General features: G+C 64.5%; 29 protein-coding genes. 12 read left to right on the top strand and 17 right to left on the bottom strand.

Translation table 11 applies throughout. The features are described 5' to 3' along the window. Nucleotides 1–109 precede the first annotated feature (109 nt). The 4 genes from ACZ899_RS19195 to prlC all read right to left on the bottom strand — a co-directional run bounded on the left by ACZ899_RS19195 (nucleotide 110) and on the right by prlC (nucleotide 4,625). Nucleotides 110–829 (bottom strand): carbonic anhydrase, encoded by a 720-nt coding sequence (locus tag ACZ899_RS19195; RefSeq protein ID WP_203649169.1) that lies wholly within the window; start codon nucleotides 827–829, stop codon nucleotides 110–112. A 299-nt stretch (nucleotides 830–1,128) separates the two neighbouring features. Then, on the bottom strand, nucleotides 1,129–2,184 hold the full coding sequence (locus ACZ899_RS19200; protein ID WP_267967090.1) for a PA0069 family radical SAM protein: 1,056 nt from the start codon (nucleotides 2,182–2,184) through the stop codon (nucleotides 1,129–1,131). A gap of 111 nt (nucleotides 2,185–2,295) precedes the next feature. Next, entirely contained in the window at nucleotides 2,296–2,577 is a 282-nt protein-coding gene (locus ACZ899_RS19205; RefSeq protein ID WP_050703177.1) for a YheV family putative zinc ribbon protein, read from the bottom strand. Then, entirely contained in the window at nucleotides 2,574–4,625 is a 2,052-nt protein-coding gene (prlC, locus tag ACZ899_RS19210; RefSeq protein WP_234560773.1) for an oligopeptidase A, read from the bottom strand. Before prlC ends, ACZ899_RS19205 begins: the two co-directional genes overlap by 4 nt. 102 nt (nucleotides 4,626–4,727) lie before the next feature. Between prlC and ACZ899_RS19215 the strand changes: the two genes are divergently transcribed. Then, nucleotides 4,728–5,276: a gamma carbonic anhydrase family protein gene (locus ACZ899_RS19215; RefSeq protein WP_234560774.1), complete on the top strand. Its 549-nt coding sequence runs from the start codon at nucleotides 4,728–4,730 to the stop codon at nucleotides 5,274–5,276. Between the two features lie 103 nt (nucleotides 5,277–5,379). Beyond that, nucleotides 5,380–6,027 carry an HAD family hydrolase gene (locus ACZ899_RS19220; RefSeq protein ID WP_234560775.1) on the top strand — a complete coding sequence of 216 codons (648 nt, stop codon included), beginning with the start codon at nucleotides 5,380–5,382 and terminating at the stop codon, nucleotides 6,025–6,027. A gap of 57 nt (nucleotides 6,028–6,084) precedes the next feature. On the opposite strand, the gene ACZ899_RS19225 is transcribed toward ACZ899_RS19220, so the two are convergent. Further along, a complete protein-coding gene (locus ACZ899_RS19225) occupies nucleotides 6,085–7,176 on the bottom strand; it encodes an aminopeptidase (protein ID WP_203649177.1) in 1,092 nt (363 codons plus the stop codon). Between the two features lie 88 nt (nucleotides 7,177–7,264). Between ACZ899_RS19225 and ACZ899_RS19230 the strand changes: the two genes are divergently transcribed. Next, nucleotides 7,265–7,684: a PA0061/PA0062 family lipoprotein gene (locus ACZ899_RS19230; protein ID WP_203649179.1), complete on the top strand. Its 420-nt coding sequence runs from the start codon at nucleotides 7,265–7,267 to the stop codon at nucleotides 7,682–7,684. 55 nt (nucleotides 7,685–7,739) lie between these two features. After that, nucleotides 7,740–8,153, top strand: coding sequence for a PA0061/PA0062 family lipoprotein (locus ACZ899_RS19235; RefSeq protein ID WP_203649181.1), 414 nt, complete (start codon nucleotides 7,740–7,742; stop codon nucleotides 8,151–8,153). Nucleotides 8,154–8,290: 137 nt separating this feature from the next. Here the strand turns inward: ACZ899_RS19235 and ACZ899_RS19240 are convergent, their stop codons facing one another. Further along, the gene (locus ACZ899_RS19240) at nucleotides 8,291–8,524 is read right to left on the bottom strand and encodes a DUF1161 domain-containing protein (protein WP_203649183.1); all 234 of its coding nucleotides are present in this window, start codon (nucleotides 8,522–8,524) and stop codon (nucleotides 8,291–8,293) included. A gap of 75 nt (nucleotides 8,525–8,599) precedes the next feature. After that, a complete protein-coding gene (locus tag ACZ899_RS19245) occupies nucleotides 8,600–9,025 on the bottom strand; it encodes an OsmC family protein (RefSeq protein WP_203649185.1) in 426 nt (141 codons plus the stop codon). 152 nt (nucleotides 9,026–9,177) lie between these two features. On the opposite strand from ACZ899_RS19245, the gene ACZ899_RS19250 reads away from it, so the two are divergent. After that, entirely contained in the window at nucleotides 9,178–10,182 is a 1,005-nt protein-coding gene (locus ACZ899_RS19250) for an LLM class flavin-dependent oxidoreductase (RefSeq protein WP_203649187.1), read from the top strand. A 99-nt stretch (nucleotides 10,183–10,281) separates the two neighbouring features. Here the strand turns inward: ACZ899_RS19250 and ACZ899_RS19255 are convergent, their stop codons facing one another. Beyond that, nucleotides 10,282–10,503 carry a DUF1161 domain-containing protein gene (locus tag ACZ899_RS19255; RefSeq protein ID WP_110736077.1) on the bottom strand — a complete coding sequence of 74 codons (222 nt, stop codon included), beginning with the start codon at nucleotides 10,501–10,503 and terminating at the stop codon, nucleotides 10,282–10,284. Nucleotides 10,504–10,605: 102 nt separating this feature from the next. After that, nucleotides 10,606–10,821, bottom strand: a complete 216-nt coding sequence (locus tag ACZ899_RS19260) for a dodecin (RefSeq protein WP_011531496.1) — start codon at nucleotides 10,819–10,821, stop codon at nucleotides 10,606–10,608. A gap of 150 nt (nucleotides 10,822–10,971) precedes the next feature. Between ACZ899_RS19260 and ACZ899_RS19265 the strand changes: the two genes are divergently transcribed. Then, nucleotides 10,972–11,295 carry an ElaB/YgaM/YqjD family protein gene (locus tag ACZ899_RS19265; RefSeq protein ID WP_203649189.1) on the top strand — a complete coding sequence of 108 codons (324 nt, stop codon included), beginning with the start codon at nucleotides 10,972–10,974 and terminating at the stop codon, nucleotides 11,293–11,295. Here ACZ899_RS19265 and ACZ899_RS19270 read toward each other — a convergent pair. Next, the gene (locus ACZ899_RS19270; RefSeq protein WP_234560776.1) at nucleotides 11,292–12,188 is read right to left on the bottom strand and encodes a LysR family transcriptional regulator; all 897 of its coding nucleotides are present in this window, start codon (nucleotides 12,186–12,188) and stop codon (nucleotides 11,292–11,294) included. The two genes, ACZ899_RS19265 and ACZ899_RS19270, sit on opposite strands and share 4 nt — an antisense overlap. Nucleotides 12,189–12,402: 214 nt before the next feature. On the opposite strand from ACZ899_RS19270, the gene trpB reads away from it, so the two are divergent. Both trpB and trpA read left to right on the top strand, forming a co-directional pair. Next, entirely contained in the window at nucleotides 12,403–13,620 is a 1,218-nt protein-coding gene (trpB, locus tag ACZ899_RS19275; protein WP_011531493.1) for a tryptophan synthase subunit beta, read from the top strand. Continuing rightward, the gene (gene trpA, locus ACZ899_RS19280) at nucleotides 13,617–14,426 is read left to right on the top strand and encodes a tryptophan synthase subunit alpha (RefSeq protein ID WP_234560777.1); all 810 of its coding nucleotides are present in this window, start codon (nucleotides 13,617–13,619) and stop codon (nucleotides 14,424–14,426) included. Before trpB ends, trpA begins: the two co-directional genes overlap by 4 nt. Nucleotides 14,427–14,524: 98 nt before the next feature. On the opposite strand, the gene ACZ899_RS19285 is transcribed toward trpA, so the two are convergent. Continuing rightward, on the bottom strand, nucleotides 14,525–14,857 hold the full coding sequence (locus ACZ899_RS19285; RefSeq protein ID WP_028688720.1) for a DOPA 4,5-dioxygenase family protein: 333 nt from the start codon (nucleotides 14,855–14,857) through the stop codon (nucleotides 14,525–14,527). A 38-nt stretch (nucleotides 14,858–14,895) separates the two neighbouring features. Next, nucleotides 14,896–15,804 carry a choline sulfate utilization transcriptional regulator gene (locus tag ACZ899_RS19290; RefSeq protein ID WP_186712222.1) on the bottom strand — a complete coding sequence of 303 codons (909 nt, stop codon included), beginning with the start codon at nucleotides 15,802–15,804 and terminating at the stop codon, nucleotides 14,896–14,898. Nucleotides 15,805–15,913: 109 nt separating this feature from the next. Between ACZ899_RS19290 and betC the strand changes: the two genes are divergently transcribed. From betC to ACZ899_RS19305, 3 genes are all read left to right on the top strand, one after another. Beyond that, on the top strand, nucleotides 15,914–17,431 hold the full coding sequence (betC, locus tag ACZ899_RS19295) for a choline-sulfatase (RefSeq protein ID WP_234560778.1): 1,518 nt from the start codon (nucleotides 15,914–15,916) through the stop codon (nucleotides 17,429–17,431). A 14-nt stretch (nucleotides 17,432–17,445) separates the two neighbouring features. Next, nucleotides 17,446–18,369, top strand: a complete 924-nt coding sequence (gene choX, locus ACZ899_RS19300; RefSeq protein ID WP_234560779.1) for a choline ABC transporter substrate-binding protein — start codon at nucleotides 17,446–17,448, stop codon at nucleotides 18,367–18,369. A 141-nt stretch (nucleotides 18,370–18,510) separates the two neighbouring features. Beyond that, nucleotides 18,511–20,076 (top strand): SulP family inorganic anion transporter, encoded by a 1,566-nt coding sequence (locus ACZ899_RS19305; RefSeq protein WP_234560780.1) that lies wholly within the window; start codon nucleotides 18,511–18,513, stop codon nucleotides 20,074–20,076. Nucleotides 20,077–20,394: 318 nt separating this feature from the next. Here ACZ899_RS19305 and aroE read toward each other — a convergent pair whose 3' ends face one another. Together aroE and hemF are read right to left on the bottom strand one after the other, a co-directional pair. After that, nucleotides 20,395–21,219 (bottom strand): shikimate dehydrogenase, encoded by an 825-nt coding sequence (gene aroE, locus ACZ899_RS19310; protein WP_234560781.1) that lies wholly within the window; start codon nucleotides 21,217–21,219, stop codon nucleotides 20,395–20,397. Between the two features lie 25 nt (nucleotides 21,220–21,244). Beyond that, nucleotides 21,245–22,156: an oxygen-dependent coproporphyrinogen oxidase gene (hemF, locus tag ACZ899_RS19315; RefSeq protein ID WP_234560782.1), complete on the bottom strand. Its 912-nt coding sequence runs from the start codon at nucleotides 22,154–22,156 to the stop codon at nucleotides 21,245–21,247. Nucleotides 22,157–22,288: 132 nt separating this feature from the next. On the opposite strand from hemF, the gene ACZ899_RS19320 reads away from it, so the two are divergent. Then, complete coding sequence (locus ACZ899_RS19320) at nucleotides 22,289–23,266, top strand: NADPH:quinone reductase (protein WP_234560783.1); 978 nt, start codon at nucleotides 22,289–22,291, stop codon at nucleotides 23,264–23,266. A gap of 356 nt (nucleotides 23,267–23,622) precedes the next feature. On the opposite strand, the gene ACZ899_RS19325 is transcribed toward ACZ899_RS19320, so the two are convergent. The 3 genes from ACZ899_RS19325 to dprA all read right to left on the bottom strand — a co-directional run bounded on the left by ACZ899_RS19325 (nucleotide 23,623) and on the right by dprA (nucleotide 26,074). Next, nucleotides 23,623–23,931, bottom strand: coding sequence for a DUF3077 domain-containing protein (locus ACZ899_RS19325; RefSeq protein ID WP_234560784.1), 309 nt, complete (start codon nucleotides 23,929–23,931; stop codon nucleotides 23,623–23,625). Between the two features lie 448 nt (nucleotides 23,932–24,379). Next, nucleotides 24,380–24,937, bottom strand: a complete 558-nt coding sequence (gene tsaC / locus ACZ899_RS19330) for an L-threonylcarbamoyladenylate synthase type 1 TsaC (RefSeq protein WP_028690052.1) — start codon at nucleotides 24,935–24,937, stop codon at nucleotides 24,380–24,382. Between the two features lie 39 nt (nucleotides 24,938–24,976). Continuing rightward, nucleotides 24,977–26,074, bottom strand: a complete 1,098-nt coding sequence (gene dprA / locus ACZ899_RS19335; protein WP_234560785.1) for a DNA-processing protein DprA — start codon at nucleotides 26,072–26,074, stop codon at nucleotides 24,977–24,979. Nucleotides 26,075–26,221 lie beyond the last annotated feature (147 nt).

The following is a 26,221-nucleotide window of genomic DNA, read 5'->3' on the forward strand; positions in this document are numbered from 1 at the left end:
CAGCGGGTGTGCCGGCAAGGTATTCAGGGAGATTCAAGGCAGGCGAAGGCCGCGCCGCACCCATCGGGTGCAGCCGGCAATCAAGGCTTGTTCAGCGTGTTCGGGTCGCTTAGTAGCGGCCTCTCGGTGTGGCAGAGGGGATCGGCTCACCTGCGGTCAGCGGCAGGAAGCGATCGCTGGCGGCATCGTAGGCTTCGATCTGGCTGGTTTCGATGTCGTAGATCCAGCCGTGGATATGCAGCTGTCCGGCGGCCAGGCGCGAAGCGACCGACGGATGGGTACGCAGGTGGTGCAACTGGGCGATGACGTTTTCCTTGGTCACCAGTTGCATGCTCTCGTGCTCGCTGCCGCAGGAGCAGTTGTCCTCGATCACGGTCCGCGCTACCTCGGCGTGACGCAGCCAGGCGGAAACGGTCGGCATCTTGGCCAGCGACTGCGGGTTGAGCACCGCGCGCATGGCGCCGCAGTCGGAGTGGCCGCAGACGATGATGTGGTGCACGCCCAGCGCCAGCACCGCGTATTCGATGGCACTCGACACACCACCGTTCATCTGGCCATACGGTGGCACGACGTTGCCGACGTTACGGGTGACGAACAGGTCGCCCGGCGAGCTCTGGGTGATCAGCTCAGGCACGATGCGCGAGTCAGCGCAGGTGATGAACATGGCGCGCGGCTTCTGCGCGGTGGCCAGTTTCTTGAACAGCTCTTGCTGTTCGGGGAAGACTTCGGTGTGGAACCGCAGGAAGCCGTCGACGATATGCTTGAGGGCGGCATCGGCGCTTTCGGCGGGTGCGGCCGGGACAACCTTGGATGGGTCCTTGACGGGCATGATTCATCCTCTTGACGGTTTGAAAGTGAATTCCATGTTACCGGGGAAAGATTGGGGGGACGCGGGGATTTAGATGACGCGCACGGGTAAATAATCACAGTCACTGCTGACTCATGACTCACGCTAGCGTAGGAAACTTAACTGAAACTTAATTGCGCTGGCTCTAGAACGGGCGTTCTGGATTGGCGAGGGGAGCACTGGATAATAGCAAAAAAAAGCATCAGATGCCAAGCTTCATGAGTGAAATTGTTGGGTTGTCTTAGTTGTACTTATAGCTCCTGATCCGAGAAATTACGCTGCTAGAACAACGCCATCTGTGCGTCCGGGACGCAGAAGGCGGTGCAATCGAGCTGCAGTTCCTCACGCCCCTCGAACCCCAGCCGCCTGGCCGCCTTGCGAAAGCGCTGGGCCAACAGCTCGGCGAACACTCCCTCGCCGCGCATCCGGGCGCCGAAACGGCTGTCATACAACTCGCCCCCCCGGCTCTGGCGGATCAGGCTCAGCACATGCGCGGCCCGCTGCGGGTAGTGATCCTGCAGCCACTGCTCGAACAACGGCGCCACCTCCAGCGGCAGGCGCAGCATCATGTACGCCGCGCTCTGCGCGCCGGCCTCCTGCGCCGCCTCCAGCAGGTGCTCCAGCTCGCTGTCGTTGATCATCGGGATCATCGGCGAACACAGCACGCCCACAGGAACGCCGGCCTCGCGCAGCACGCGGATCGCCCGCAAACGCGCCTTGGGGGCGGCCGCGCGGGGTTCGAGGGTGCGCTTGAGCTCATCGTCGAGGGTGGTGAGGCTGATCATTACCCGCACCAGGCGCTGGCTGGCCAGTTCGCTGATCAGATCAAGGTCGCGCAGTATCAGCGAGCCCTTGGTGACGATGGTCACCGGGTGGCGGTAGCGCAGTAGCACTTCGAGCAGGCGTCGGGTGAGCTGGTGCTCACGCTCGATGGGTTGGTAGGGGTCGGTGTTGGAACCCAGATTGATTGGCGCACAGACGTAACCGGGCTTGCTCAATTGCTGTTCAAGTACCTCGGCGGCATTGGTCTTGGCGATCAGCCTGGTTTCGAAATCGAGGCCGGGAGAGAGGTCCCAGTAGGCGTGGCTGGGGCGGGCATAGCAATAGATGCAGCCGTGCTCGCAACCGCGGTAGGGGTTGATGGAACGGTCGAAGGGCAGGTCGGGGGAGGTGTTGCGGGCGATGATGGTCTTGGCCGTCTCGATCCGCACCTCGGTGCCCTGGGTGAGTGGGACTTCCTGGTACCAGCCATCGTCCTCGGCTACTGAAACGCTCGGGGCGAAGCGGTTGTGGGGATTGTCGGCGGTGCCGCGGCCACGAATGGGGACTGGTTTCATGATGAGAACCCGGATTACTGTATTTATATACAGTAATCCGGGTTCAGCTGGATAGCTACAACCGATTATCGCGGGGCAAGCCCGCTCCCACGCATGCCGCGTGATCCACCTTCAATCCTGCGGCTTCTTCAGCTTCGGATTGGGGAAGAACTGCACGGTCTGCACCTTGGCCGGCGCCGCCTTGGGCGCCAGGTGGTTGACCCGGGTGCCCAGCTCCGAGGGTACCGACAGGCCCTGTTCGTTCAGGGTGTCGGTGAACCCGCAGGCCACGCACTCGCGGTGCGGCACGCCGTCCTCGTTCCACATCATCAGCTTGTCCATCTCACTGCACGCCGGGCATACCGCCCCGGCGATGAAACGTCGCTTGCTCTTGCTCACGGCTACCTCGCTCATGCCGCCGCGTCCTCGGTGAGGCCACTGTGGCGCAGCAATGCATCGATGGAAGGCACACGGCCCCGGAAGTCGACGAACAGCACCATCGGCTCGCGGGAACCGCCACGGGCCAGGATGGCTTCGCGGAAGGCACGGCCGGTCTCGGCGTTCAGCACGCCTTCTTCCTCGAAGCGCGAGAAGGCGTCGGCCGACAGCACTTCGGCCCACTTGTAACTGTAGTAACCCGCCGCGTAACCGCCGGCGAAGATGTGCGCGAAGCTGTTGGGGAAGCGGTTGTAGGCCGGCGGGCGCATCACCGAGACCTCGTCGCGCACGCCTTCGAGCACCTGCAGCACGCCGCGGCCGTCGCCGTGGGTGGCGTGCAGCTCGAAGTCGAACAGCGAGAACTCCAGCTGGCGCACCATCATCATGCCGGACTGGAAGTTCTTCGCCGCCAGCATCTTGTCCAGCAGGTCCTGGGGCAGTGGTTCGCCGGTCTCGTAGTGGCCGGAAATCAGCGCCAGGCCCTCGGGCTCCCAGCACCAGTTCTCCATGAACTGGCTCGGCAGCTCCACCGCGTCCCAGGCCACGCCGTTGATGCCGGACACGCCGGCATGCTCGATGCGGGTCAGCAGGTGGTGCAGGCCGTGGCCGAACTCGTGGAACAGGGTGGTGACTTCGTCGTGGGTCAGCAGCGCCGGTTTGCCGGGCGTGGCCGGAGTGAAGTTGCACACCAGGTTGGCCACCGGGCTCTGCAGTTGGCCGGCAGCGGTGCGGCGGTGATCGCGGGCGCCGTCCATCCAGGCGCCGCCACGCTTGTTGGCGCGGGCATAGAGGTCGAAGAAGAAGCGCCCGACGTGCTGGCCGTTTTCCTTGATCTCGAACAGGCGCACGTCCGGGTGCCAGCTGTCGAAGCCCTTGAGCTCGGCGATCTCGATGCCGTACAGGCGCTGGACGATGGCGAACAGGCCGGTCAGCACCTTGTCGATCGGGAAGTAGGCGCGCAGGGCTTCCTGCGACACGCTGTAGCGCTGCTCGCGCAGCTTCTCGCCGAAGTAGCCGGCGTCCCAGCTGGCCAGCTCAGGGGTACCCTGCTCGGCGGCGTAGGCCTTGAGCTGTTCCAGGTCCTGGGCGGCGAACGGCTTGGAACGCTTGGCCAGGTCACTCAGGAAGCTCAGCACCTGGTCGCTGGACTCGGCCATCTTGGTGGCCAGGCTCAGCTCGGCGAAGTTCGGGTAGCCCAGCAGCTTGGCCAGCTCCTGACGCAGGTCGAGGATCTCTTCCATTACCGGGCCATTGTCGAACTGGCCGGCGTTCGGCCCCTGGTCGGAGGCGCGGGTGCAGTAGGCGGCATACAGCTCTTCGCGCAGGGCGCGGTCGTCGGCGTAGGTCATCACCGCGTAATAGCTGGGGAATTCCAGGGTGATCAGCCAGCCGTCGAGGCCCTTGGCCTGGGCGGCGGCGGCCATCTGCGCCTTGGCCGAGTCGGTCAGGCCGGCGAGGGCGGCCTCGTCGGTGACGTGCTTGGTCCAGGCCTGGGTGGCATCGAGCAGCTGGTTGGAGAAGCGGCTGCCCAGCTCGCTGAGCTTGCTCTGCACTTCGGCGTAGCGCTGCTGCTGGTCGGCCGGCAGGTCGATGCCCGACAGGCGGAAGTCGCGCAGGGCGTGGTCGATGATGGTCTTCTGCGCCACGTCGAAGCCGGCGGCCTCGGGGCTGGCGGCCAGGGCTTCATAGGCTTCGAACAGGGCGCGATTCTGGCCAAGTTCGGTGGAATAGGCGCTCAGGGCCGGCAGGCACGACTCGTAGGCCTCGCGCAGCTCCTGGCTGTTGCACACCGCATTGAGGTGGCTGACCGGGCTCCAGGCGGCGCCCAGGCGGTCGTTGAGCTCGTCCATCGCCAGCACCAGGCCGGCCCAGGTCGGGTTCTTGCCCTGCTTTTCGAGGATCTCGGCGATGGCCTTGCGGTTGTCGGCGAGGATCTGCTCGATCGCCGGCAGCACATGCTCGGCGCGGATCGCCGAGAAGGGCGGCAGATCATGGGACTGCAGCAGCGGGTTGTTCGCACTCACGGTTCGGGTACCTTGGCAGGAGAAACACGGGACCATCTTAATTACAATCGACGCCGACCGCAGCAGGCAGCCTGCCTATCGGCATTGCAGAGGAACACTATCATGGCCCTCCGGACCTTCCAGCAACACACGCCGAAAGTGGGAGCACGGGCCTTCGTCGACCGCTCGGCGGTGGTCATCGGCGACGTCGAGATCGGCGAGGACAGCTCGATCTGGCCGCTGACCGTGGTGCGCGGCGACATGCACCGCATCCGCATCGGCGCGCGCACCAGCGTGCAGGACGGCAGCGTGCTGCACATCACCCACGCCGGGCCGTTCAACCCCGACGGCTTTCCGCTGATCATCGGCGACGAGGTGACCATCGGTCACAAAGTCATGCTGCATGGCTGTACCCTGGGCAACCGCATCCTGGTTGGCATGGGCAGCACCATCATGGACGGCGCCATCGTCGAGGACGAGGTGATCATCGGCGCCGGTAGCCTGGTACCGCCGGGCAAGCGCCTGGTCAGCGGCTACCTGTACATGGGCAGCCCGGTGAAGCAGGTGCGCCTGCTGAGCGAGCAGGAACACGCGTTCTTCCCCTACAGCGCCGGCAACTACGTGAAGCTCAAGGACGAGCACCTGGCCGAAGGCTACGACCAACCGCAATGACGCCATCGCGGGGCAAGCCCACTCCCACAGATCCTGCACACAGCCTGTGGGAGCGGGTTTACCCGCGAAGCAGTCGACCCAGAATTCGAGCGGAATCCATTACATGCACCAGCAGAACATCCTTTTCGACCTCGACGGCACCCTGACCGACCCGCGCTCAGGGATCACCCGCTCGATCCAGTACGCCCTGGCCAAGCTGGGCATCGACGAGCCGGACCTGACCCGCCTCGAGCACTTCATCGGCCCACCCCTGTTGCAGGCCTTCATGCAGTTCTATGGCTTCGACGAGGCCAAGGCCTGGGACGCGGTGAACTTCTACCGCGAGCGCTTCAAGGTCACCGGGCTGTACGAGAACCTGGTGTTCGACGGCGTACCCGAGCTGCTGCAGGCGCTAAACGGCCAAGGCCGCACCCTGTATATCGCCACCTCCAAGCCGTGGGTGTATGCCCGCGAGATCGCCCGGCATTTCGAGTTCGACCACCACTTCAAGGTGATCTACGGCAGCGAGCTGGACGGCACCCGCACCAACAAGGTCGAGCTGATTCGCCACCTGCTGGACGAAGAAGGGCTCGACCCGGCGCAGACCCTGATGATCGGCGACCGCAAGCATGACCTGATCGGTGCGCGCAGCAATGGCTTGCAGGCCGTGGCGGTGGGCTATGGGTTCGGCAGCCGGGAGGAACTGGAGGCCGAGGCGCCTGCGTTCCATTTCGAGACGCTGGCTGAGTTGCACCAGGCCTTTACGCGCTGACCTCTTCGCGGGGCAAGCCCGCTCCCACGCTGTCCTCTGTCCCACGCTGGCAGCTGATCATGGCGTGGGAGCGGGCTTGCCCCGCGATGGCATCAGACGCTCCAACTGTGCCTTGCGCCTATCAATGGGCATCCGACCCAATTCTTCGACTCGCTGGTAAAACCGCAGCCAATCCCCACCAACATCCTTGAACAGCTGCGAAAACGCCGGAACCCACTGGTCATAAAGCCCAAAAGGCAACAACTTGGCATTGTTCAATGGCGCAAAGATCCAGGCATCGAACCGCCGATCCCCGCCCCAATCCCGATCCCGCACCTCGCGGTATTCCCGGCGCAACCGCTCGAACTCAGCCTGCTTGGCCGCCCGTTTGCTCGCCTCATCCAACGGCCCGGCATAGATCGCCTGCAACCGCTCGCGGCTGGCCAGCACCAGCCGGGTGAACTGCTCGCGCTGCCGGGCGCCAGCCTCGTCGATGGCTGCCAAGCCACGTGCCGCGCGCCATTGCCGGGTGCCCTCCTGTTCGACGAACGAGGCGAACGACTCGTTGAACTCGGTATCGTCCTGCACGTAGAAGCGCTGGTGCGCCAGCTCATGGAAGATCACCGTGGCCAGGCGCTCATCCCCCCAGCCGGCCATGGTCGACAGGATCGGGTCATCGAACCATCCCAGGGTGGAGTAAGCCTCCACGCCTCCCACATAGACATCCAGGCCTTCCTGGCGCATCAACGCCGCCGCGCCGCGGGCCGCGCCCTGCCGGTAATACCCTCGATAAGCCACGCAGCCGGCGATGGGGAAGCAATGGGTCACCGGCTGCAACGACAGCTCAGGTGTCGCGAACACATTCCACACCACATACGGTCGCCCCAAATCGGCGTAGACCCGGTAACTGCCGTTGTCCGGCAACTTCAACTGCGAGCTGGCAAACGCCCGGGCCTTTTCGGCAAACGACAGGCGCTGGCGCAGCACCGGGCTGGTGGCCGGATCCTCGATCACCCGATCCAGCGGCTGGCGCGCCCGCAACAACTGCCACTGGCCCTCGGCCAACTGGCCGTAATAGCCCACGCTGGAGCAACCGCTCAGCAGGACGCCCAGCGCCACGGGAACCAACCGGGTGAAAACGCGGTCCAGAGCCCGACGGCTGCAGCGCATGAAAAGAAAAAGTCCAAACATCGAGGCTGTCTATCTCGCTCGTCGGCCGAATGCGACCAAGACTATCTCGCCAAGGGGAAGCTTCGCCATGCGTACTCTGCTGTTTGCCGCCGGCACGCTCGTGCTGCTGTCCGGTTGTGCCTCATTCCTGCCGCGCGCCGACCCGAACCAGGCCTGGATCGACCTCGCCGCGGGTGACAACGACTCGCTGCACGCCCTGCAGGTCGATGAGCGCGACTGGGCCGACACCCGCTATTTCCAGGTGCAGCCCGGCAATCATGAGCTGACCGTGCGCTACCAGTTCACCGTGACGCCCAGCAACATCGGCCCGGTGGACGAGCCGCTGTGGCGCGACTGCCAGCTCAATCTCAGCTACAAGGACTTCACCGCCGGGCAACGCTACCAGATGCAGGCGGGCAGCATCGGTTTCCGCCCCTGGATCAAGCTCTACGACCAGCAGCAGAAACTGATCGGCCAAGGTGAGCCGGCAGGCTGCCAGCGCACCTGAACCCTGCGAACGGCGCTATGCTTGTAACCTGTGAACCGCGAGCGGGAGTTTCACCATGCGCCAGCCCATGATGCTGATGGCCCTCAGTGCACTGGGGGCATGCGCCAGCCCCTTGCCGCCCGTAGACCCAGGCAAGGCCTGGGTCGATCTCTACACCATCACCCCCGGCAGGACCATCATGGCCGACCGCCTCGACGGCCAGCGCCTGGATGACGGTCGCTACTTCCAGGTGACGCCGGGCAAGCACGAACTGGTGGTGCGCTTTGACTACGAGATCCATTCCGGCGGCTTCAGCACCGACCCCACCGAGCGAACCTGCTATCTCACCGTGCGCTACAACGACTTCAAGGCCGGCCAGCGTTATCGCCTGGAGGCACGGGCCCCGGCGATGCAACCGCAGGTGCTGCTGTACGACGCCAACCGCAAGGTGGTGGTCAACGAGCCGAGCAACGTGACCTGTATTCCCTAGGACTCACAGCCATTCGCCTGGAGCGGCCTTGTGTCGCGATAGGGACGCCAGGATTTCAGCATCAAACAAAAATCACCGGTGCTGCTGCGCAGCCCCATCGCGGCACAAGGCCGCTCCTACAGAGGTGGAAGCCGGCCTTACCTATCGTTCTTCTGGTAGATGATCTTCTTCGTGCCGCCATCGCAGCTGCCCACGATCATGTTCTGATCGCGGACTTCGCTGTTAGGCACGATCTCCAGCGTGTAGGAGGTCACCCCGCGCGCCTGGATCTTCGCTTCGATCTCGGCCTTCAGTTCCTCGCACGGCTTGGGCGCGGCCAGTGCGACCGTGGCGAGCAGGGAAGCCAGCACACCAATTGCTACGCGGATCATGGAACGGCTCCTGAGACAGGGCAGACGAGCTGCCAACGCTGTTTAGACTACAGGAAACCGCCGCCGTTGCGCCGCCTAGGAAAGCAGGGTGGCGTCCAGGCTGATAGTCGCGTTCAGTACCTTGGAGACCGGGCAACCCGCCTTGGCCTTGTTGGCGATCTCCTTGAATTGCGCTTCGCTGGCACCCGGCACTGTTGCCTTGAGCGTGAGGTGCACGGCGGTAATGGCAAAGCCGTCGGCCTGCTTGTCGAGACTCACTTCGGCAACGGTATCGATACGTTCCGGGGTGAAACCCGCCTCGCCCAGCATCATCGACAGCGCCATCGAGAAGCACCCGGCATGGGCGGCGCCGATCAGCTCCTCCGGGTTGGTCCCGGGGCTGCCCTCGAAGCGGGTGTTGAAGCCGTAGGGCGCCTGCTTGAGCGCGCCGCTTTCAGTGGAAATCTGGCCTTTGCCGTCCTTCAGACCACCTTGCCAGACCGCCGATGCTGTCTTTTTCATGCTGCCTCCCGGACATGGGTTGGGTATGTACAGTTCTGAGGACTGGGCCTGCGCCAAGTTCAGATCAATCTGCAGGCAGGCATTGAATCCGCCGAATATGCCCATACAGAGTTCACAAGGCCCTTGGCCAATCACCTGAAGCGGAGGCTCCAATGACGCACCTGCGAGACCTGAAGATATCCACCCTCGACCTGGTGCCCGTGCGCGCCGATGGCAGCCCGGCGCAATCGCTGCACAACTCGCTGGACCTGGCCCGGCACGCCGAACGCTTTGGCTACAACCGCTTCTGGGTCGCCGAACACCACAACATGGACGGCATCGCCAGTTCGGCCACCGCCGTGCTGATCGGCTACCTGGCCGGTGGCACCTCGACCATCCGCATCGGTTCCGGCGGGGTGATGCTGCCCAACCATGCGCCGCTGGTGATTGCCGAGCAGTTCGGTACCCTGGCCAGCCTGTACCCTGGCCGTATCGACCTGGGCCTGGGCCGCGCCCCGGGTTCCGACCAGATGACCGCCCGCGCCCTGCGGCGTGAACGCTCCGGCAGTGCCGACGACTTCCCCGACGATGTCGAGGAACTGTCACGCTACCTCGGCCCGCGTACCGATGATCAAAAAGTGATCGCCGTGCCCGGTCACGACACCGAGGTGCCGATGTGGCTGCTCGGCTCCAGCCTGTTCAGCGCCCAACTGGCCGGCATGCGCGGCATGCCCTATGCCTTCGCCTCGCACTTCGCGCCACGCTACATGCACGAGGCGATCCGCATCTACCGTGACCATTTCAAGCCGTCCACCACGCTGGACAAGCCTTACGTGATGCTCGGCATCCCGATGGTGGTGGCCGAGACCGACGAAAAGGCCGAGTACCTGGCGACGTCGGTGTACCAGCGCATCCTTGCGCTGATCCGTGGCCAGAGCCTGATGCAGCGCCCGCCGGTCGAAAGCATGAATGGACTATGGCTGCCCCATGAGCGCGATGCGGTGAGCAGCTTCCTGGGCCTGGCGATGATCGGCAGCCCGCAGAAGGTGCGGGCGAAGGTGGAGGTGCTGCTGGAACAGACCGGGGCGGATGAGCTGATCTTTACCAGTGATCTTTATGAGCATGCCGACCGGATCAGGTCCTATGAGCTGATGGCGCAGGCCCTCAAGACCGAGTGATCTTCTTCGCGGGTAAACCCGCTCCCACAGGTACCTCACTGACCTTGATAACAGTGGAATACCTGTGGGAGCGGGCTTGCCCGCGAAGAATCCAGCGCATCAGCCACGGCGGTAGACAATCTCCTTGGTCCCACCCTCGCAGGTGCCGACCACCTTGCCCGCCGGATCGCCCTTGTTGACGATCTCCAGCGTATAGCCCTTCACCCCCTTGGCATCCAGCTTCGCCGCAATCTCCGCCTTGAGCTCCTCGCACGGCTTGCCCGCCGCCAGCGCGCCGCCGGCCAATGCCATCAGCCCCACGGCCAGAATCAACTTCTTCATCGATCGCTTTCCTTGTACAGATCAAAGACGAAAAGGGCGCGAAGCTCGCGCCCTGCAACCTTATTACCCGATCAGGCCGGGCAAGCCTAGCCCAGCTTCGTTTCAGCTGTTGGCGATGCGAAAGCCCACCTTCAGCGTCACCTGGAAGTGCGCGGCCTTGTTGTCGCGGATATGCCCGCGGGTATCGACCACCTCGAACCACTCCAGGTGCTTGATGCTCTTGCCGGCCTCGGCCAGGGCATTGTTGATCGCTTCTTCGATGCTGGTGGGGGAGGATCCGACCAGCTCGATCTTCTTGTAGGTGTGATGATCCGACATGAGTGCTCTCCTTGGTTGGGTAGTCCGTTGAGCCTAGCAGCGCAGGCCCGGTTTACCTGCGAGCGATCGCCGCAGGAGAAAGTTCGACTGCACTTTCCCACTGCCGCGCAGTCGCACTCCTTACAGCCCATACCGCGAAGGAGAGTCAACATGCCACGCAATTCCCTGCGCCAAGCCTCCCTGGAAAGCATGGAAGCCGAGATCGAAAGCCTGCTCAAGACACTGGAGCACCTCAAGCACGATGCCTCGGAGGAGTCGCACAAGACCATGAAGGCGCTGCGCGGCAATGCCGAAAACGCCCTCAAGCATTCACGCAGCCTGCTCGGTGACGCCTACGAGGAAGTGAAGACCCGCACCCGCCAGACCGGTGTCGCCACCCGCGACTATGCCCAGGAACACCCTTGGACCACCGCCGGTGTGGCAGTCGGCGCCCTCGGCCTGCTGGCCGCCTACCTGATGTGCCGGCGCAGCTAGCCGGCCTGCTGTTGCAGCTCCCGGCGCAGCCATTGCGCCAGCTGCTCGGCGCGCCCGTCCGCGGCGCGCCGGGGCACCCACAGGGCCAACGCGGCGCGGGTCGGTGAGAAGCCCCATGGCGCAGCCAGCCGCCCGGCCTTCAGGTCGTCCGCCACCAGTGGTTGTGGCGCGATGGCCACGCCAAGCCCTGCCACCGCCGCCTCCAGCAGGTAGTACAAGTGCTCGAATGCCTGGCCGTAACTCAGCGCGCCGGGCTCGATGTCATGCTGCTGCGCCCAAGTCGGCCAGGCCTGTGGCCGCGAGGTCGTGTGCAACACCGCCTCTCGTTGCAAAGCCACGGCTGGCGCGGCTTTCAAACGATCGAAGCCTTCGAAGTGCGGGCTCATCACCGGGCCGATCCGCTCTTCGGCGAGCACATGCACCTGCATGTCCGCCGGCCATGGCGGTTCGGCATAGACCAGCAGGGCATCCAGCCCCGGGCGGCGAGGATCGAGATCGCCTTCGCCAGCTGAAAGGTGCAGGCGCAACTCCGGCAGGTCAGCCTTCAAACGTCCCAGGCGCGGGATGAACCAGCGCGCCAGCAGGCTGCCGGAACAACCGAGCACGAAGGGCGCTTCGTCGGCATCGCGGGAAAGCTCGGCGCAGACACTGCGCAAGCGGTCGAAGGCCTCGAAGCTGGCATCACGCAGGCGCACCCCGGCATCTGTGAGTTTGACGCCACGCCCGTCCTTGGCGAACAGGGCCACGCCCAGATGCTCCTCAAGCACCTTGATCTGTCGGCTGACGGCGCCATGGGTGACGTGAAGTACTTCGGCAGCCTGGCTGACACTGTTCAGCCGGGCGGTCGCCTCGAAGGCCCGCAGGGCGTTGAGGGGGGGAAGGTCCTGGGCCATTTGACTTGTGAGTTTTCCTGACAGGTTTTCGCAATCTTATCGGTTTTCAGCCGGGCATGTCGTGGGTAGAGTAAAGCCCATCGACCAGTGTCGGCCTCTTCGCGGGCAAGCCCGCTCCCACAGATTCCAAGTGCGACGCCGTACCTGTGGGAGCGGGTTTACCCGCGAAGAAGCCAGCACGATCCCAACCCATACACCGCTTATGGAGCGCCCCATGACCCAGACCCAATACCGCGCCGGCCCCGATGCCAACGGCCTGTTCGGCTCGTTCGGCGGCCGCTACGTGGCCGAAACCCTGATGCCCCTGGTGCTGGACCTGGCCCGCGAATACGAAGCCGCCAAGGCCGACCCCAAGTTCCTCGAAGAACTCGCCTATTTCCAGCGCGACTACATCGGCCGCCCCAACCCGCTGTATTTCGCCGAGCGCCTGACCGAGCACTGCGGCGGCGCGAAGATCTTCTTCAAGCGTGAAGAGCTCAACCACACCGGCGCGCACAAGGTGAACAACTGCATCGGCCAGGTGCTGCTGGCCAAGCGCATGGGCAAGAAGCGCCTGATCGCCGAGACCGGCGCCGGCATGCACGGCGTGGCCACCGCCACCGTCGCCGCGCGCTTCGGCCTGCCCTGCGTGATCTACATGGGCGCCACCGACATCGAGCGCCAGCAGGCCAACGTGTTCCGCATGAAGCTGCTGGGCGCCGAGATCGTCCCGGTGACCGCCGGCACCGGCACCCTCAAGGACGCCATGAACGAGGCCCTGCGCGACTGGGTCACCAACGTCGAGGACACCTTCTACCTGATTGGCACCGTGGCAGGCCCGCACCCGTACCCGGCGATGGTCCGCGACTTCCAGTCGATCATCGGCAAGGAAACCCGCGCCCAGTTGCAGGAGAAGGAAGGGCGCCTGCCCGACAGCCTGATCGCCTGCGTCGGCGGCGGCTCCAACGCCATGGGCCTGTTCCACGACTTCCTCGATGATGCCAGCGTGCAGATCATCGGCGTCGAAGCCGGCGGCCACGGCGTGCACACCGACAAGCACGCGGCCAGCCTCAACGGCGGCGTACCGGGCGTGCTGCACGGCAACCGCACCTACCTGCTGCAGGACGACGACGGCCAGATCACCGACGCCCACTCGATCTCAGCAGGCCTGGACTACCCCGGCATCGGCCCGGAGCACGCCTACCTGCACGAAGTGAAGCGCGTGGAGTACGTCAGTATCACCGACGACGAGGCCCTCGACGCCTTCCACGCCACCTGCCGCCTGGAGGGCATCATCCCGGCGCTGGAAAGCTCCCACGCCCTGGCCGAGGCGATCAAGCGCGCGCCGAAACTGCCCAAGGACCACCTGATGGTGATCTGCCTGTCCGGTCGCGGCGACAAGGACATGCAAACCGTGATGAACCACATGGCCGCCCAGGAGAAACAGGCATGAGCCGTCTCGAACAACGCTTCGCCGAACTCAAGGCCGAAGGCCGTTCCGCCCTGGTCACCTTCGTCACCGCCGGCGACCCGGGCTACGATGCCTCGCTGGAGATCCTCAAGGGCCTGCCGGCCGCCGGTGCCGACGTGATCGAACTGGGCATGCCGTTCACCGACCCGATGGCCGACGGCGTGGCCATCCAGCTCGCCACCCTGCGCGCCCTGGAAGCCGGTCAGACCCTGGCCAAGACCCTGCAGATGGTTCGCGAATTCCGTGTGGATAACCAGACCACGCCCATCGTGCTGATGGGGTATTACAACCCGATCCACCGTTTCGGCGTGGAGCAGTTCGTCGCCGAGGCGAAAGAGGCGGGCGTCGATGGTCTGATCATCGTCGACCTGCCACCGGAACACGACGCCGAGCTGGCCACGCCAGCCCAGGCCGCGGGCATCGACTTCATCCGCCTGACCACCCCGACCACCGACGATGCGCGCCTGCCGCGCGTGCTGGAGCGCAGCTCCGGGTTCGTCTACTACGTGTCGGTGGCGGGTGTGACCGGTGCGGGTTCGGCGACCACCGAGCATGTGACCGAGGCCATTGCGCGCCTGCGTCGGCATACCGATCTGCCGATCAGCGTTGGCTTTGGTATCCGCACGCCTGAACAGGCTGCAGCTATCGCCCGTCTGGCCGATGGCGTGGTGGTCGGTTCGGCGCTGGTCGACAAGATCGCCCAGGCCAAGGATGCCGGCCAGGCGGTGAAGGATGTGCTGAGCCTGTGCTCGGCGCTGGCCGAAGGCGTGCGCGCTGCCCGCAACTGATCCGCGCAGCAGGTGTATTTGTGGGAGCGGGCTTGCCCCGCGATAACGATGGTGGACTCACCGCCGCTGTCGCGGGACAAGCCCGCTCCCACGTTGCATCAAGCACCAAATATCGACAGATCCAACGGCCTGATCGCCCCCATCCAGATCGCATGATCGCGATGATCCGCCAGCTCATCGCCAGTTTCCGGGTGCAGGAACACCACCAGCCCCTTGCGATACAACGCCAGCCACGGCAACACCACACCCACCACCTCCGGCCCGAAGGCCAGCTGACAGCTCCAGTCCGGGTGCGGCCCGACCGGTTTCTGATGCATGCGTCCCATGGTCACGGGAAACAGCCGCGTTGCTTCCTCGCACAGCTCACGGGCCTGTTCCATGGTCGATGCGTCGTAGTACACGTGGGCGTGATAGCCCTTGATCCTTTGCACGATGGCTCCTGATTACAGTAATACGAACATCTTGAAGTCTACGCCATCCCTGTAGGAGCGGCCTTCTCCAGCCAATCCACGAACCGCTGGATCAGCGCCCCGCGCCGTTTGCGCGGCGGCAGCACCACGTAATACCCGCGCTCCGACCGCAAACTGCCTTCCATAGGCCGACACAACAACCCTTGCTCGACCAGCCCATCAACCAGGTGCGCCCAGCCAATCGCCACCCCTTGCCCGGCAATCGCGGCCTGGATCAGCAGCGTGTAGTTATCAAACCGCAGCTGCCCTGACGGAGGGGGACTGTCCACACCAAGACCACGAAATACCCCCGCCCAATCGAACCAGCGACTGGCCTGCTCACCCTTCAAATGAAGCAAAGGCAATCGTTGCAAAGCCACGGCTGACAGAGGTTTGCCATGAGTCAGCCGTGGGCTGCAGACTGGGAAGACCTCCTCGTCGAACAACCAGCGACTCTCGCCCTGATGGAAGCGCCCATCGCCAAACAGCACCGCCACATCGATGTCCGGGCGCAGCATCCCCTGGCTGCGCTCGCCGGTCACCAGGCTTACATCCACCTGTGGATAAGCCTCGTGGAAACGCTGCAGACGCGGCATCAACCAGAACGCGGCAAACGCGAAGTCAGTGGCCACCTGCAACACCTCGCGCTGACCACGCCCGCTGGCCAAGGCAACACCATCGTCCATGGCCTGCAACCCTTGATGCACCTGTTCGAACAGCAGCTGGCCCGCTTCGGTCAGCTCGATACCCCGGTAGATGCGGTCGAACAACCGCGTTCCCAACTGCGCCTCCAGGCGCTTCACCTGCTGGCTCACCGCCGGCTGCGTGGTGCCCAGCTCCACGGCGGCAGCGGTAAAACCGCGCAGACGTGCGGCGGCCTCGAACACGCGCAAGGCATCGAGGGACAGGTCGGCAAGGTGCTCAAACATAAGCTTGGCTAATCCCAGTCATTGCCCGGCATGGGCTTTACCCACGTTATCCACAGCACCATGCTGGATTGCAAGCGTTCACCATAACTCTCGACGATGGAAGGGCACCATGAAGCAACCCAACATCCTGTTCATCATGGCCGACCAGATGGCCGCGCCGCTGTTGCCGATCTACACCCCATCGCCGATCAGGATGCCCAACCTGGCGCGCCTCGCCGAGCAGGCCGTGGTGTTCGACTCCGCCTACTGCAACAGCCCGCTGTGCGCCCCCTCGCGCTTCACCCTGGTCAGCGGCCAGTTGCCCAGCCGCATCGGCGCCTACGACAACGCCGCCGACTTCCCCGCCGACATTCCGACTTACGCCCACTACCTGCGCCGCCTCGGCTACCGCACCGCGCTGTCGGGCAAGATGCACTTCTGCGGCCCGGACCAGCTGCACGGCTACGAAGAACGCCTGACCAGCGACATCTACCCGGCCGACTACGGCTGGGCGGTGAACTGGGACGCGCCTGACCAGCGCCCGAGCTGGTACCACAACATGTCCTCGGTGCTGCAGGCCGGGCCGTGCGTGCGCACCAACCAGCTGGATTTCGATGAAGAGGTGGTGTTCAAGGCACGCCAGTACCTCTACGACCATGTGCGCGAAGACGATGGCCGGCCTTTCTGCCTGACCGTGTCGATGACCCACCCCCACGACCCGTACACCATCCCCAAACGCTACTGGGATCTCTACGAGGCTGTGGATATCCCGCAGCCCCGCGACATGATCGCCCAGAGCCAGCAAGACCCTCACTCGCAACGCCTGCTCAAGGTCTACGACCTGTGGGACAAGCCCCTGCCTGTGGACAAGATCCGCGACGCCCGCCGCGCCTACTTCGGCGCCTGCAGCTACATCGACGACAATATCGGCCTGCTTGTGCAGACGCTGGAAGACTGCGGCCTGGCCGACGACACCCTGATCGTCTTCTCCGGCGACCACGGCGACATGCTTGGCGAGCGGGGGCTTTGGTACAAGATGCACTGGTTCGAGATGTCGGCGCGGGTACCGCTGCTGATCCACGGGCCCAGGCACTTCAATCCTGCGCGCATCAGCGCCAGCGTCTCCACCTGCGACCTGCTGCCGACCCTGGTCGAACTGGCCGGCGGCACTGTGGATAAAAGCCTGCACCTGGACGGCCGCTCACTGCTCGGCCACCTGCAAGGGCAGGGCGGTCATGACGAGGTGATCGGCGAATACATGGCCGAAGGTACCGTCGGCCCGCTGATGATGATCCGCCGTGGCGCCTACAAGTTCGTGTACAGCGAGGACGACCCCTGTTTACTCTACGACCTGAGCCGCGACCCGCACGAGCGGGAGAACCTCACCGGCAGCCCCGAGCACCAGGCGCTGCTGCAGGCATTTGTCGATGAAGCGAAGCAGCGCTGGGATATCCCCAGCCTGCGCCAGCAGGTGCTGGCCAGCCAGCGCCGCCGCCGCCTGGTGGCCGAGGCGCTGGCCATCGGCACGCTGAAAAGCTGGGACCACCAACCGCTGGTGGATGCCAGCCAACAGTACATGCGCAACCACATCGATCTCGACGACCTCGAGCGCAAGGCACGTTATCCACAGCCCGCACCCCTGGATTGAGAAGAGAGGCCGCCATGCAGAAGTTCTCCACCGCCGTGCTCGCCCTGGCCCTGAGCCTGGGCACGGCCCACGCCGCCGACGGCGACGCGCAATGCAGCACCGTGAAACTGGCCGACCCTGGCTGGAGCGATATCGCCAGTACCAACGCCGTGGCCCGCCTGCTCCTGGAAAGCCTGGGCTACCAGGTGAAGATCGACAGCCTGGCCGTGCCGATCATCTACGGTGGCCTGAAGGATGGCCGGGTGGATGCCTTCCTCGGCAACTGGATGCCGGCGCAGCAAGGCTTCCATGACAAGTTCATCGCCAATGGCGACGTGCAGCAGCTGGCGCGCAACCTGGAGGGCACCGAATTCACCCTGGCGGTGCCCGATTATGTGTGGGAGGCCGGCGTGAAGGACTTCGCCGACCTGCACAAGCACGCCGACAAATTCGACAAGAAGCTCTATGGCATCGGCTCCGGCGCACCGGCCAACCTGTCGCTGAAAGAGATCATCGAAAAGAACGATTTCGCGCTTGGGCAGTGGAAGCTGGTCGAGTCCAGCGAACAGGCGATGCTGGCCCAGGTGGATCGGGCGGTGAAGAAGCAGCAGTTCATCACCTTCCTGGGCTGGACGCCGCACCCGATGAACGTGAAGTTGAAGATGCATTACCTGACGGGGGGCGAAAAATGGTTTGGCAGCAAAGGCGATGTGTACACGCTGACCCGCAAGGGATATCCACAGGCGTGCCCGAATGCGGCGAAGCTGCTGGCCAACCTGACGTTCACGCTGGATATGGAGAACAGCATCATGGCCGAGGTTGTGGATAAGAAGGTGAGCTTTGATGAAGCGGCCAGGGGGTGGGTGAAGGCTCATCCACAGGTGCTGGATGCGTGGCTCACAGGGGTGACCACCAAAGCTGGCGGGGAATCCCAAGCGGCCGTAAAAGCTAAACTCTGACCCGTTGAGCGACATCTAACCCCTGTGGGAGCGGGTTCACCCGCGAACACCGGCACAGCCGGTGCCATGCACCGCGGTGCTCGCGTCGCGGGTAAACCCGCTCCCACAGGGCTGGTGAAATCTTCAGGATTCCCTATTCCCATGCCCCGCCTGACTCACCTGCTGCCCTTCCTCACCTGGCTCCCCCGCCAATCGGGCCGCAGCCTGCGCCAGGACCTGCTGGTGGGCCTGAGCGGCGCCATCCTCGCCCTGCCGCAATCGATCGCCTACGCGCTGATCGCCGGCCTGCCCGCCGAGTACGGCCTGTACGCCGCCATCGTGCCGGTGCTGGTGGCCTGCCTGTGGGGCTCTTCCTGGCACCTGATCTGCGGCCCCACCGCCGCTATCTCCATCGTTCTCTACGCCAGCATCAGCCCGCTAGCCGTGGCCGGCAGCGCCGACTACGTGACCCTGGTGCTGCTGCTGACCTTCATCGGCGGCATCTTCCAACTCTTGCTGGGGCTGCTGCGCTTCGGCGCGCTGGTCAACTTCGTCTCCCATTCGGTGGTGCTGGGCTTCACCCTCGGTGCCGCCGTCGTCATCGCCCTGGGGCAACTGCCCAACCTGCTGGGCCTGGACCTGCCAAGCCAGGCCACGGCTCTGAAGACCGTGCAGGAACTGGCCGGCCATGTTGGCGAGGTGGACATGCCATCGCTGATGCTGGGGCTGAGCACCCTGGCGATTGGCGTGCTGTTGAAGCTGTGGCGTCCACGCTGGCCGAGCTTGTTGATAAGTCTGCTGCTGGTGAGCCTGGCAGCCTGGCTGTTGCCCGGCGTGTTCGGCCATGTGCCGCGCGTGCCCGCTTTCGTCGGCCAGTTGCCACCGCTCAGCCCACTGCCGTTACTCGATGTGGAACTGATCCTGCGCCTGCTGCCCAGTGCCGTGGCTGTCGGTATGCTCGGGCTGGTCACCAGCCTGTCCATCGCCCGTTCGCTGTCCGCCCGTTCCGAGCAACTGATCGACGCCAACCAGGAGATCCGCGCCCAGGGCTTGTCGAACATCGTCGGGGCGTTCTTCTCCGGCTACCTGTCCTCCGGCTCCTTTACCCGCTCCGGGCTCAGCTACGACGCAGGCGCCCGCTCGCCGTTGGCCGGGGTGTTCTCGGCGCTGTGGGTGGCGCTGTTCGCGGTCGCTGGTGCCGGGCTGATCGCCCATCTGCCGATCCCGGCAATGGCGGGCAGCATCCTGCTGATCTGCTGGGGGCTAGTGGACCATCGCGGCATCCGCGCGCTGTTCCGGGTCAGCCGCTCGGAGTTCCTGGTGATGGCGCTGACCGCCGCCGCGACCCTGCTGCTCGAGCTGCAGACGGCGATCTACGCCGGGGTGCTGGCATCGCTGTTCTTCTACCTCAAGCGCACCTCGAGGCCGCGAGTACAGCAGAGCCGGGAAGGGGGGGCGGACGTGTTGCGGGTGGGCGGGTCGATCTTCTTCGGCGCGGCGCATTACCTGCAGCTGCGCTTGCAGCGCTGCCAGGGGCCGCATGTGGTGATCGATGCGCGACAGGTGAACTTCATCGATTATTCGGGTGTGGATATGTTGCACCGCGAGGCGCGGCGGTTGATGCGCAATGGCGGGAGCCTTACGTTGCAGCGGGCAAGGCCGCAGGTGATCGAGGAACTGCAGAAGCTGGAAGGCATGGCGAGTTGCCCGATTCGCTTCGAGGGCTGACGGTCAACTGGTATTTCTGTCAGTTGCGAACAGCGTGCAGGCGATGAAAGAGTGAATAACGCTCATTCACTGCGGAGCACGCCATGAGTAGTTGCGTTCATCTCGCACTGGCACTCGTGCCATTACTAGCCGCTCCAGGCAGCAGCGCTGTGGACAATTGCTGGAGCGTTACCGATGCACAGGCACGTATCGCCCGGCTGGAAAGCGATATGACAGCGCGCGAGCCCTACACCGGCATAACGCAATCCGCAGCAAAACTCGCTCACTACCAACAGCAGGTCGAGCTGGAGCGCCAATTCATCCGACAGAGCTCCGACGTCAACTGCGCGCCAGCTGACGACGCAGCTCATCCAGCACAGGGGCCGTGTCCGGACGCACCCCCCGCCAGATAAAGAACGCCTCGGCCGCCTGCTCGGCCAGCATCCCCAGTCCATCCAGCACCTTGGCCGCACCCAGCTTGGTGGCCCACAGGCAGAACGGCGTCGGCTCCTTGCCATACATCATGTCGTAGCAGACGGTGCTTCCTGCCTCGACCAGGCTGTCGGCAATCGGCGGCAGTTCGCCAGACAAGCTCGCAGAAGTAGCGTTGATGATCACGTCCACCGGCTCCTGCAACCAGCTGAAACCACTGGCCACCACCGGCCCCAGCTCATCGAACTCCCGCGCCAGCTGCTCGGCTTTCTCGACGGTGCGGTTGGCGATCACCAACGATTGCGGGTTGTGCGCCAGGATAGGCTCCAGCACGCCCCGAACAGCACCGCCGGCGCCAAGGATAAGGATACGCTTGCCCGCCAAGACCACCCCGGCGTTCACCGTCAGGTCACGCACCAGCCCGGCGCCATCGGTGTTGTCACCCTGCAGGGTGCCATCAGCCAGCTTGGTCAGGGTGTTCACCGCGCCGGCACGCTGGGCGCGCGGGGTGAGGCTGTCGCACAGGCGATAGGCCTCTTCCTTGAACGGCACGGTAACGTTGGCGCCGCTGCCTTGCTTGAAGAAGCCTGTGGCGCAGTCGCTAAACTCGTCCAGTGGCGCCAGCAGGGTGGCGTACTCCAGGTCCTGGCCGGTCTGGTCGGCGAACAGGCGGTGGATCAGCGGCGACTTGCTGTGGCCAATGGGGTTGCCGAATACGACGTACTGGTCCATGGGAGCTCCTCGGTTATCCACAGGCTTACTGGGCGAGCCAGTCGCGGTCCTGCAGGAAATAGTCGGTCAGGCGCGCTTCTTCGCTGCCCGGCTCGGCTTTCCAATCGTAGCCCCAACGTACCTGCGGCGGCAGCGACATCAGGATCGACTCGGTGCGACCACCGGACTGCAAACCGAACAGCGTGCCACGGTCGTAGACCAGGTTGAATTCAACATAGCGGCCACGGCGGTATTCCTGGAATTCGCGCTGCTTGGCGGTGTACGGCGTGTCCTTGCGGCGTTGGATGATCGGCAGATAGGCATCGACGTAGGCATCGCCGATGGCGCGCATGAAGGCGAAGCAGGTGTCGAAGTCCCACTCGTTCAGGTCGTCGAAGAACAGGCCGCCGATGCCGCGCGGCTCGCCACGGTGCTTGAGGTGGAAGTAGCGGTCGCACCAGGCCTTGTAGCGTGGGTACACATCGGCGCCGAACGGCGCGCAGGCCTGTTCGGCGACGCGGTGCCAGTGCACGCAGTCTTCCTCGTTGCCGTAGTACGGGGTCAGGTCGAAGCCGCCGCCGAACCACCACACCGCCTCTTCACCCTCTTTCTCGGCGATGAAGAAGCGCACGTTGGCGTGGGAAGTCGGCACATGCGGGTTGTGCGGGTGGATCACCAGCGACACGCCCAGGGCCTCGAAGCCACGGCCCGCCAGCTCCGGGCGGTGGGCGCTGGCCGACGGCGGCAGGCCGGCGCCGAACACGTGGGAGAAATTCACCCCACCTTTCTCGATCACCTTGCCCTCGCAGATCACCCGTGTGCGACCGCCGCCGCCGGCATCGCGCACCCAGGCATCCTCGACGAAGCGGGCGCCGCCGTCTTCGGTTTCGAGGGCAGAGCAGATGCGGTCTTGCAGGTCGAGCAGGTAGGCTTTTACGGCCTCGGTGCGGCTGGTCATCGGGTCACCTGGAAGGAGCGGGAAAATTCGCCGCGTAGCATACCACCGGCCGACGCCGCGTCGCAGTTGACGGCGGTCAAGCAAAGGCGTCCGATAGAAGGCCTTTGCGACCCTCGACGACAGGAGTGTGTGATGGCCAAGCGTATCCAGTTCAGCCAGCATGGCGGCCCGGAAGTCCTGCAACTGGTGGAGTTCGACCCGGCACCGCCCGGCCCGCAGCAGGTGCGGGTGCGCAACCATGCAATCGGCTTGAACTTCATCGACACCTATTTCCGCAGCGGGCTGTATGCGCCGCCTGCGCTGCCTTCCGGGTTGGGCACCGAAGCGGCCGGCGTGGTCGAGGCGGTGGGCGAGGGCGTCAGCCGGATCAAGGTCGGCGACCGCGTGGCCTATGCCGGTGGGCCGCTGGGGGCCTACAGCGAGGTGCATACGCTGCCGGAGGCCAACCTGGTGAAGCTGCCGGAGGCGATCAGCTTCGAACAGGCGGCGGCGGTGATGCTCAAGGGGCTGACCACGCAGTACCTGCTCAAGCAGACCTATGCCGTGCAACCGGGGGACTTCGTGCTGTTCCATGCCGCCGCCGGCGGTGTGGGCTCGCTGGCGTGCCAGTGGGCCAAGGCGCTGGGCGCGAAGCTGATCGGCACCGTCAGCTCTCCCGAGAAAGCCGAACGAGCCAAGGCCCTCGGCGCCTGGGCGACCATCGACTACAGCCATGAAGACGTGGCCAAGCGTGTGCTGGAGCTGACAGACGGTCAGAAGTGCGCGGTGGTGTATGACGGCGTGGGGGCGGATACCTGGTTGACCTCGCTGGATTGCCTGAGGCCGCGAGGGTTGATGGTGAGCTTCGGCAATGCCTCCGGCGCGGTAACCGGGGTCAACTTGGGGATCCTGTCGCAGAAGGGGTCGTTGTATGTCACCCGGCCGACGCTGGGGAGCTACGCCAACAATGCCGAGAACACCCAGGCCATGGCCGATGACCTGTTCGCGATGATCGCCAGTGGCAAGCTGGTTGTGGATATCCAGCAGCGGTATCCGTTGAGCGAGGCGGCCAAGGCGCAGGCGGAGTTGTCGGCGCGGCGGACTGTTGGCTCGACTGTTCTGCTGCCTTGAGATCCTGGGGCCGTTTTACGGCCCTTCGCCGGCAAGCCGGCTCCTACAGGTTATGCGTGGTCCTTGTGGGAACCGACTTGTTCAGCTCATTGATGCGATTTTTATTCGACACATCCCTGCTCACCTGCTCGACGGAAGAGCGCAATCGCTTCGCATTGACCTGTGAACTCAACAAGTATTGCGTTGTTTTCATGTACTGAATCTCCATGGCTACCCAGACTCTGTGGGAACGGGGTCACCTGCGAAGCAGGTGCTGCGATAGATGGCACCGGCTTTGCCGGTGTTCGCGGGTAAACCCGCTTCCACAGGTTATGCGTGGCCCTTGTGGGAGCGGGCTTGCCCGCGATTGCGTCAGTTCAGCCGATGGATTTCTTGACTGCCGGCGCGGACTCGATGCCATCGAGCATCGCCTCCACCAGCCCCTCCGCCATTTCCAGCGAATGCAGGCTCGACCAATACATGCCTCGCCCCTCGTCGCGCAGGTGGTCGAGGGCCTTGATGCCGGTGTCATAGGCACAGCGCAGGTAGAGCGCTACGTGTACCAGGGCGTCGTGGGCTTCGATGTTGGGGTTTACGGTGAAGAGTGGCGGGTGGCCGGCGTCGCAGCGGCCGAAGGGGTGGGTGGTAGTGCTGGGGAGTGGTGGATCGGGGACAATTTTCTTCATAGTTTGCTCCAGAGTTGGAGCTGACACCTGCCCGTTACCACACGGTTGGGTGGCAGCTGTACGCGGAGTGGTAAACCGGACTGGAGACACTTCCGGCAGGCAAAAGCCTCCCGCGCACAGCCGCCATAGGCTGCAGTGCTCCAGAACTACCGGGTTACCACACCCGATCGCCAAGTTATTCGGCGATGGTCTGGAGCCTAGAGGCAGGAGTTCCCACTGAGAAGGTAATGGCGGTCGACAGACTGCGTAGGATATTTCTCTGAATTCAGAATGGGCAGCCATCTGGGTGCAAATCAGAAAAATCGGCGGGGAATTCTGGGGCCGCTTTGCGGCCCTTTCGCGACACAAGGCCGCTCCCACAGATGCCAGCGCCAAGCCTGAGAGCTGCGCTGTACCTGTAGGAGCGGCCTTGTGCCGCGAAACGAGGGCGAAGCCCTCGCCAGCGGTATCAGCCCGGGCGCACAACCTCACCGGTCGCCAGGTCGCGAATCAGGCTCGGGTTCTTCCGCCCACCCAACGCCCCACCCAGCACCATGTCCAGCTCGTTGTGGAAATACTGCTCCACCCGCAACCGGCTCTTGGCCGCCGGCCGCCCGGCCGGGTTGCAGGAGGTGGAGATCAACGGCCCGACCAGCGCGCACAACTCACGCACCTGTGGATGATCGCTGACCCGCAGCGCCACGGTGTCGTGCTGCCCGGTCACCCACTCGGGCAGCAGGCCCTGGTGCGGCACCAGCCAGGTGTTCGGCCCCGGCCAGGTGGCGCTCATGCGGTCGATCCAGTCCTGGGGGAAATCCTCGAACAGAAAGTCGAACTGGCGGATATTGTCGGCGACCAGGATCAGCCCTTTATCCACAGGCCGCGACTTGAGCGCCAGCAGGCGATACACCGCGTCCTCGTTCCACGGGTCGCAGCCCAGGCCCCAGACCGCTTCCGTCGGATAGGCGATCACCGCACCCGCCTTCACCTCGCGCGCGGCTTGTTGCACACGCCAACTGCTCACCATTTTCCGTCTCTCCGCATAAACGCCGTGCGCGCAGTGTACTTAGCCGGCACGGGCAAACCAACGCCCGGCTTCATTGCTCACCCGGCCTTCGAGCTCCAGCTCGGTAAGGCTGGCCAGTACCTGGGCCAGTGGCAGGCCGCTGCTGCTGGCCAGGCCCTCGGTGGTCTGGGGTGCGGCGTGGAGCAGGGCGATCAATGGATGAGCGGGTTTATCCACAACCGCAGGCGGCAGGTTCTGCCAACCGCGCAGGCTGTCGAGGATCTGCTCCACGCTTTCCACCAGCAGGGCGCCATCGCGGATCAGCTGGTGGCAGCCCTTGGCGCCGGGGTGATGAATGGACCCGGGAATCGCGTACACCTCCCGCCCCTGTTCGGCGGCAAGCCGTGCGGTGATCAACGAACCGCTGGCCAGGCTGGCCTCGACCACCAGCACACCCAGCGACAAGCCGCTGATGATCCGGTTGCGACGCGGGAAATTGCCGGCCAGCGGCCCGGCATCCAGCGGATACTCGGAAACCAGCGCGCTGCCACTGTCGAGCATTGCCCGTGCCAGGTCACGGTGGCGCTGTGGATAAAGTTTTTGCAACCCCGTGCCGAGCACCCCGATGGTGTGCCCGCCGGCCTTCAAAGCGGCCCGATGAGCGGCACCGTCGACGCCCAGCGCCAGCCCGCTGGTGATGGTGAAACCGGCCTGGGAAAGGCATCGGGAAAACGCGCCTGCGGTATCCAGCGCCGGGGGTGAAGCACGCCTGCTGCCCACGATCGCCAGTTGCGGTTGTTCGAGTAAATCGGGGTCGCCCGCGACGAACAACAGCGGCGGCGGATCGTCTATCTCGGCCAGCAACGCCGGGTAGCCAGGCCCGTCCCACATCAGTAAATGCTGGCCCGGACGCTCTAGCCAGCGCCTTGCAGCCAATGCGCCATCGCGCACTTGCGGGCTGCGCCGGGCGTCTGTACTGGCAGCCTTCAGCCCCAACGCCTGCCAGGCACTGGCCGGCGCGCTGAGTGCCGACGAGGCACTGCCGAACGCTTCGATGAGGGTATGGAAACGACGCAAGCCAATCTCCGGAAGGCTATGAAGACGCAGCCGCGCCTCCAGTTCCGCAGGCGGACAAGGCGACGAACGGGATGGGTTCATGGTGGATCGTCCTTGATCGACAGGGGGCCAGATACGTGGCACAACCTGTGGATAACTTTGTGAGTAACGCTTTGAAAAGCTGTCCATGAAACGGCAGCTATCAAGCCCATAGAGACCCTAGCCAAGCTTCACAGGTGCCGAACGCCC

The organism is Pseudomonas sp. TE31087 (assembly GCF_057284075.1).

Excerpts from the sequence above, each read along its gene's own strand:
- ACZ899_RS19220 (WP_234560775.1), top strand. The coding sequence starts at position 5,380 with ATGCACCAGCAGAACATCCTTTTCGACCTCGACGGCACCCTGACCGAC.
- ACZ899_RS19250 (WP_203649187.1), top strand. The coding sequence starts at position 9,178 with ATGACGCACCTGCGAGACCTGAAGATATCCACCCTCGACCTGGTGCCC.
- ACZ899_RS19270 (WP_234560776.1), bottom strand. The coding sequence starts at position 12,188 with ATGGCCCAGGACCTTCCCCCCCTCAACGCCCTGCGGGCCTTCGAGGCG.
- ACZ899_RS19200 (WP_267967090.1), bottom strand. The coding sequence starts at position 2,184 with ATGAAACCAGTCCCCATTCGTGGCCGCGGCACCGCCGACAATCCCCAC.
- aroE (WP_234560781.1), bottom strand. The coding sequence starts at position 21,219 with ATGGACCAGTACGTCGTATTCGGCAACCCCATTGGCCACAGCAAGTCG.
- ACZ899_RS19255 (WP_110736077.1), bottom strand. The coding sequence starts at position 10,503 with ATGAAGAAGTTGATTCTGGCCGTGGGGCTGATGGCATTGGCCGGCGGC.
- ACZ899_RS19205 (WP_050703177.1), bottom strand. The coding sequence starts at position 2,577 with ATGAGCGAGGTAGCCGTGAGCAAGAGCAAGCGACGTTTCATCGCCGGG.
- ACZ899_RS19260 (WP_011531496.1), bottom strand. The coding sequence starts at position 10,821 with ATGTCGGATCATCACACCTACAAGAAGATCGAGCTGGTCGGATCCTCC.
- dprA (WP_234560785.1), bottom strand. The coding sequence starts at position 26,074 with ATGAACCCATCCCGTTCGTCGCCTTGTCCGCCTGCGGAACTGGAGGCG.
- ACZ899_RS19235 (WP_203649181.1), top strand. The coding sequence starts at position 7,740 with ATGCGCCAGCCCATGATGCTGATGGCCCTCAGTGCACTGGGGGCATGC.
- ACZ899_RS19230 (WP_203649179.1), top strand. The coding sequence starts at position 7,265 with ATGCGTACTCTGCTGTTTGCCGCCGGCACGCTCGTGCTGCTGTCCGGT.
- ACZ899_RS19320 (WP_234560783.1), top strand. The coding sequence starts at position 22,289 with ATGGCCAAGCGTATCCAGTTCAGCCAGCATGGCGGCCCGGAAGTCCTG.
- trpB (WP_011531493.1), top strand. The coding sequence starts at position 12,403 with ATGACCCAGACCCAATACCGCGCCGGCCCCGATGCCAACGGCCTGTTC.
- ACZ899_RS19215 (WP_234560774.1), top strand. The coding sequence starts at position 4,728 with ATGGCCCTCCGGACCTTCCAGCAACACACGCCGAAAGTGGGAGCACGG.
- ACZ899_RS19195 (WP_203649169.1), bottom strand. The coding sequence starts at position 829 with ATGCCCGTCAAGGACCCATCCAAGGTTGTCCCGGCCGCACCCGCCGAA.
- ACZ899_RS19305 (WP_234560780.1), top strand. The coding sequence starts at position 18,511 with ATGCCCCGCCTGACTCACCTGCTGCCCTTCCTCACCTGGCTCCCCCGC.
- ACZ899_RS19245 (WP_203649185.1), bottom strand. The coding sequence starts at position 9,025 with ATGAAAAAGACAGCATCGGCGGTCTGGCAAGGTGGTCTGAAGGACGGC.
- ACZ899_RS19225 (WP_203649177.1), bottom strand. The coding sequence starts at position 7,176 with ATGCGCTGCAGCCGTCGGGCTCTGGACCGCGTTTTCACCCGGTTGGTT.
- ACZ899_RS19265 (WP_203649189.1), top strand. The coding sequence starts at position 10,972 with ATGCCACGCAATTCCCTGCGCCAAGCCTCCCTGGAAAGCATGGAAGCC.
- ACZ899_RS19325 (WP_234560784.1), bottom strand. The coding sequence starts at position 23,931 with ATGAAGAAAATTGTCCCCGATCCACCACTCCCCAGCACTACCACCCAC.
- ACZ899_RS19290 (WP_186712222.1), bottom strand. The coding sequence starts at position 15,804 with ATGTTTGAGCACCTTGCCGACCTGTCCCTCGATGCCTTGCGCGTGTTC.
- hemF (WP_234560782.1), bottom strand. The coding sequence starts at position 22,156 with ATGACCAGCCGCACCGAGGCCGTAAAAGCCTACCTGCTCGACCTGCAA.
- choX (WP_234560779.1), top strand. The coding sequence starts at position 17,446 with ATGCAGAAGTTCTCCACCGCCGTGCTCGCCCTGGCCCTGAGCCTGGGC.
- trpA (WP_234560777.1), top strand. The coding sequence starts at position 13,617 with ATGAGCCGTCTCGAACAACGCTTCGCCGAACTCAAGGCCGAAGGCCGT.
- tsaC (WP_028690052.1), bottom strand. The coding sequence starts at position 24,937 with ATGGTGAGCAGTTGGCGTGTGCAACAAGCCGCGCGCGAGGTGAAGGCG.
- ACZ899_RS19240 (WP_203649183.1), bottom strand. The coding sequence starts at position 8,524 with ATGATCCGCGTAGCAATTGGTGTGCTGGCTTCCCTGCTCGCCACGGTC.
- betC (WP_234560778.1), top strand. The coding sequence starts at position 15,914 with ATGAAGCAACCCAACATCCTGTTCATCATGGCCGACCAGATGGCCGCG.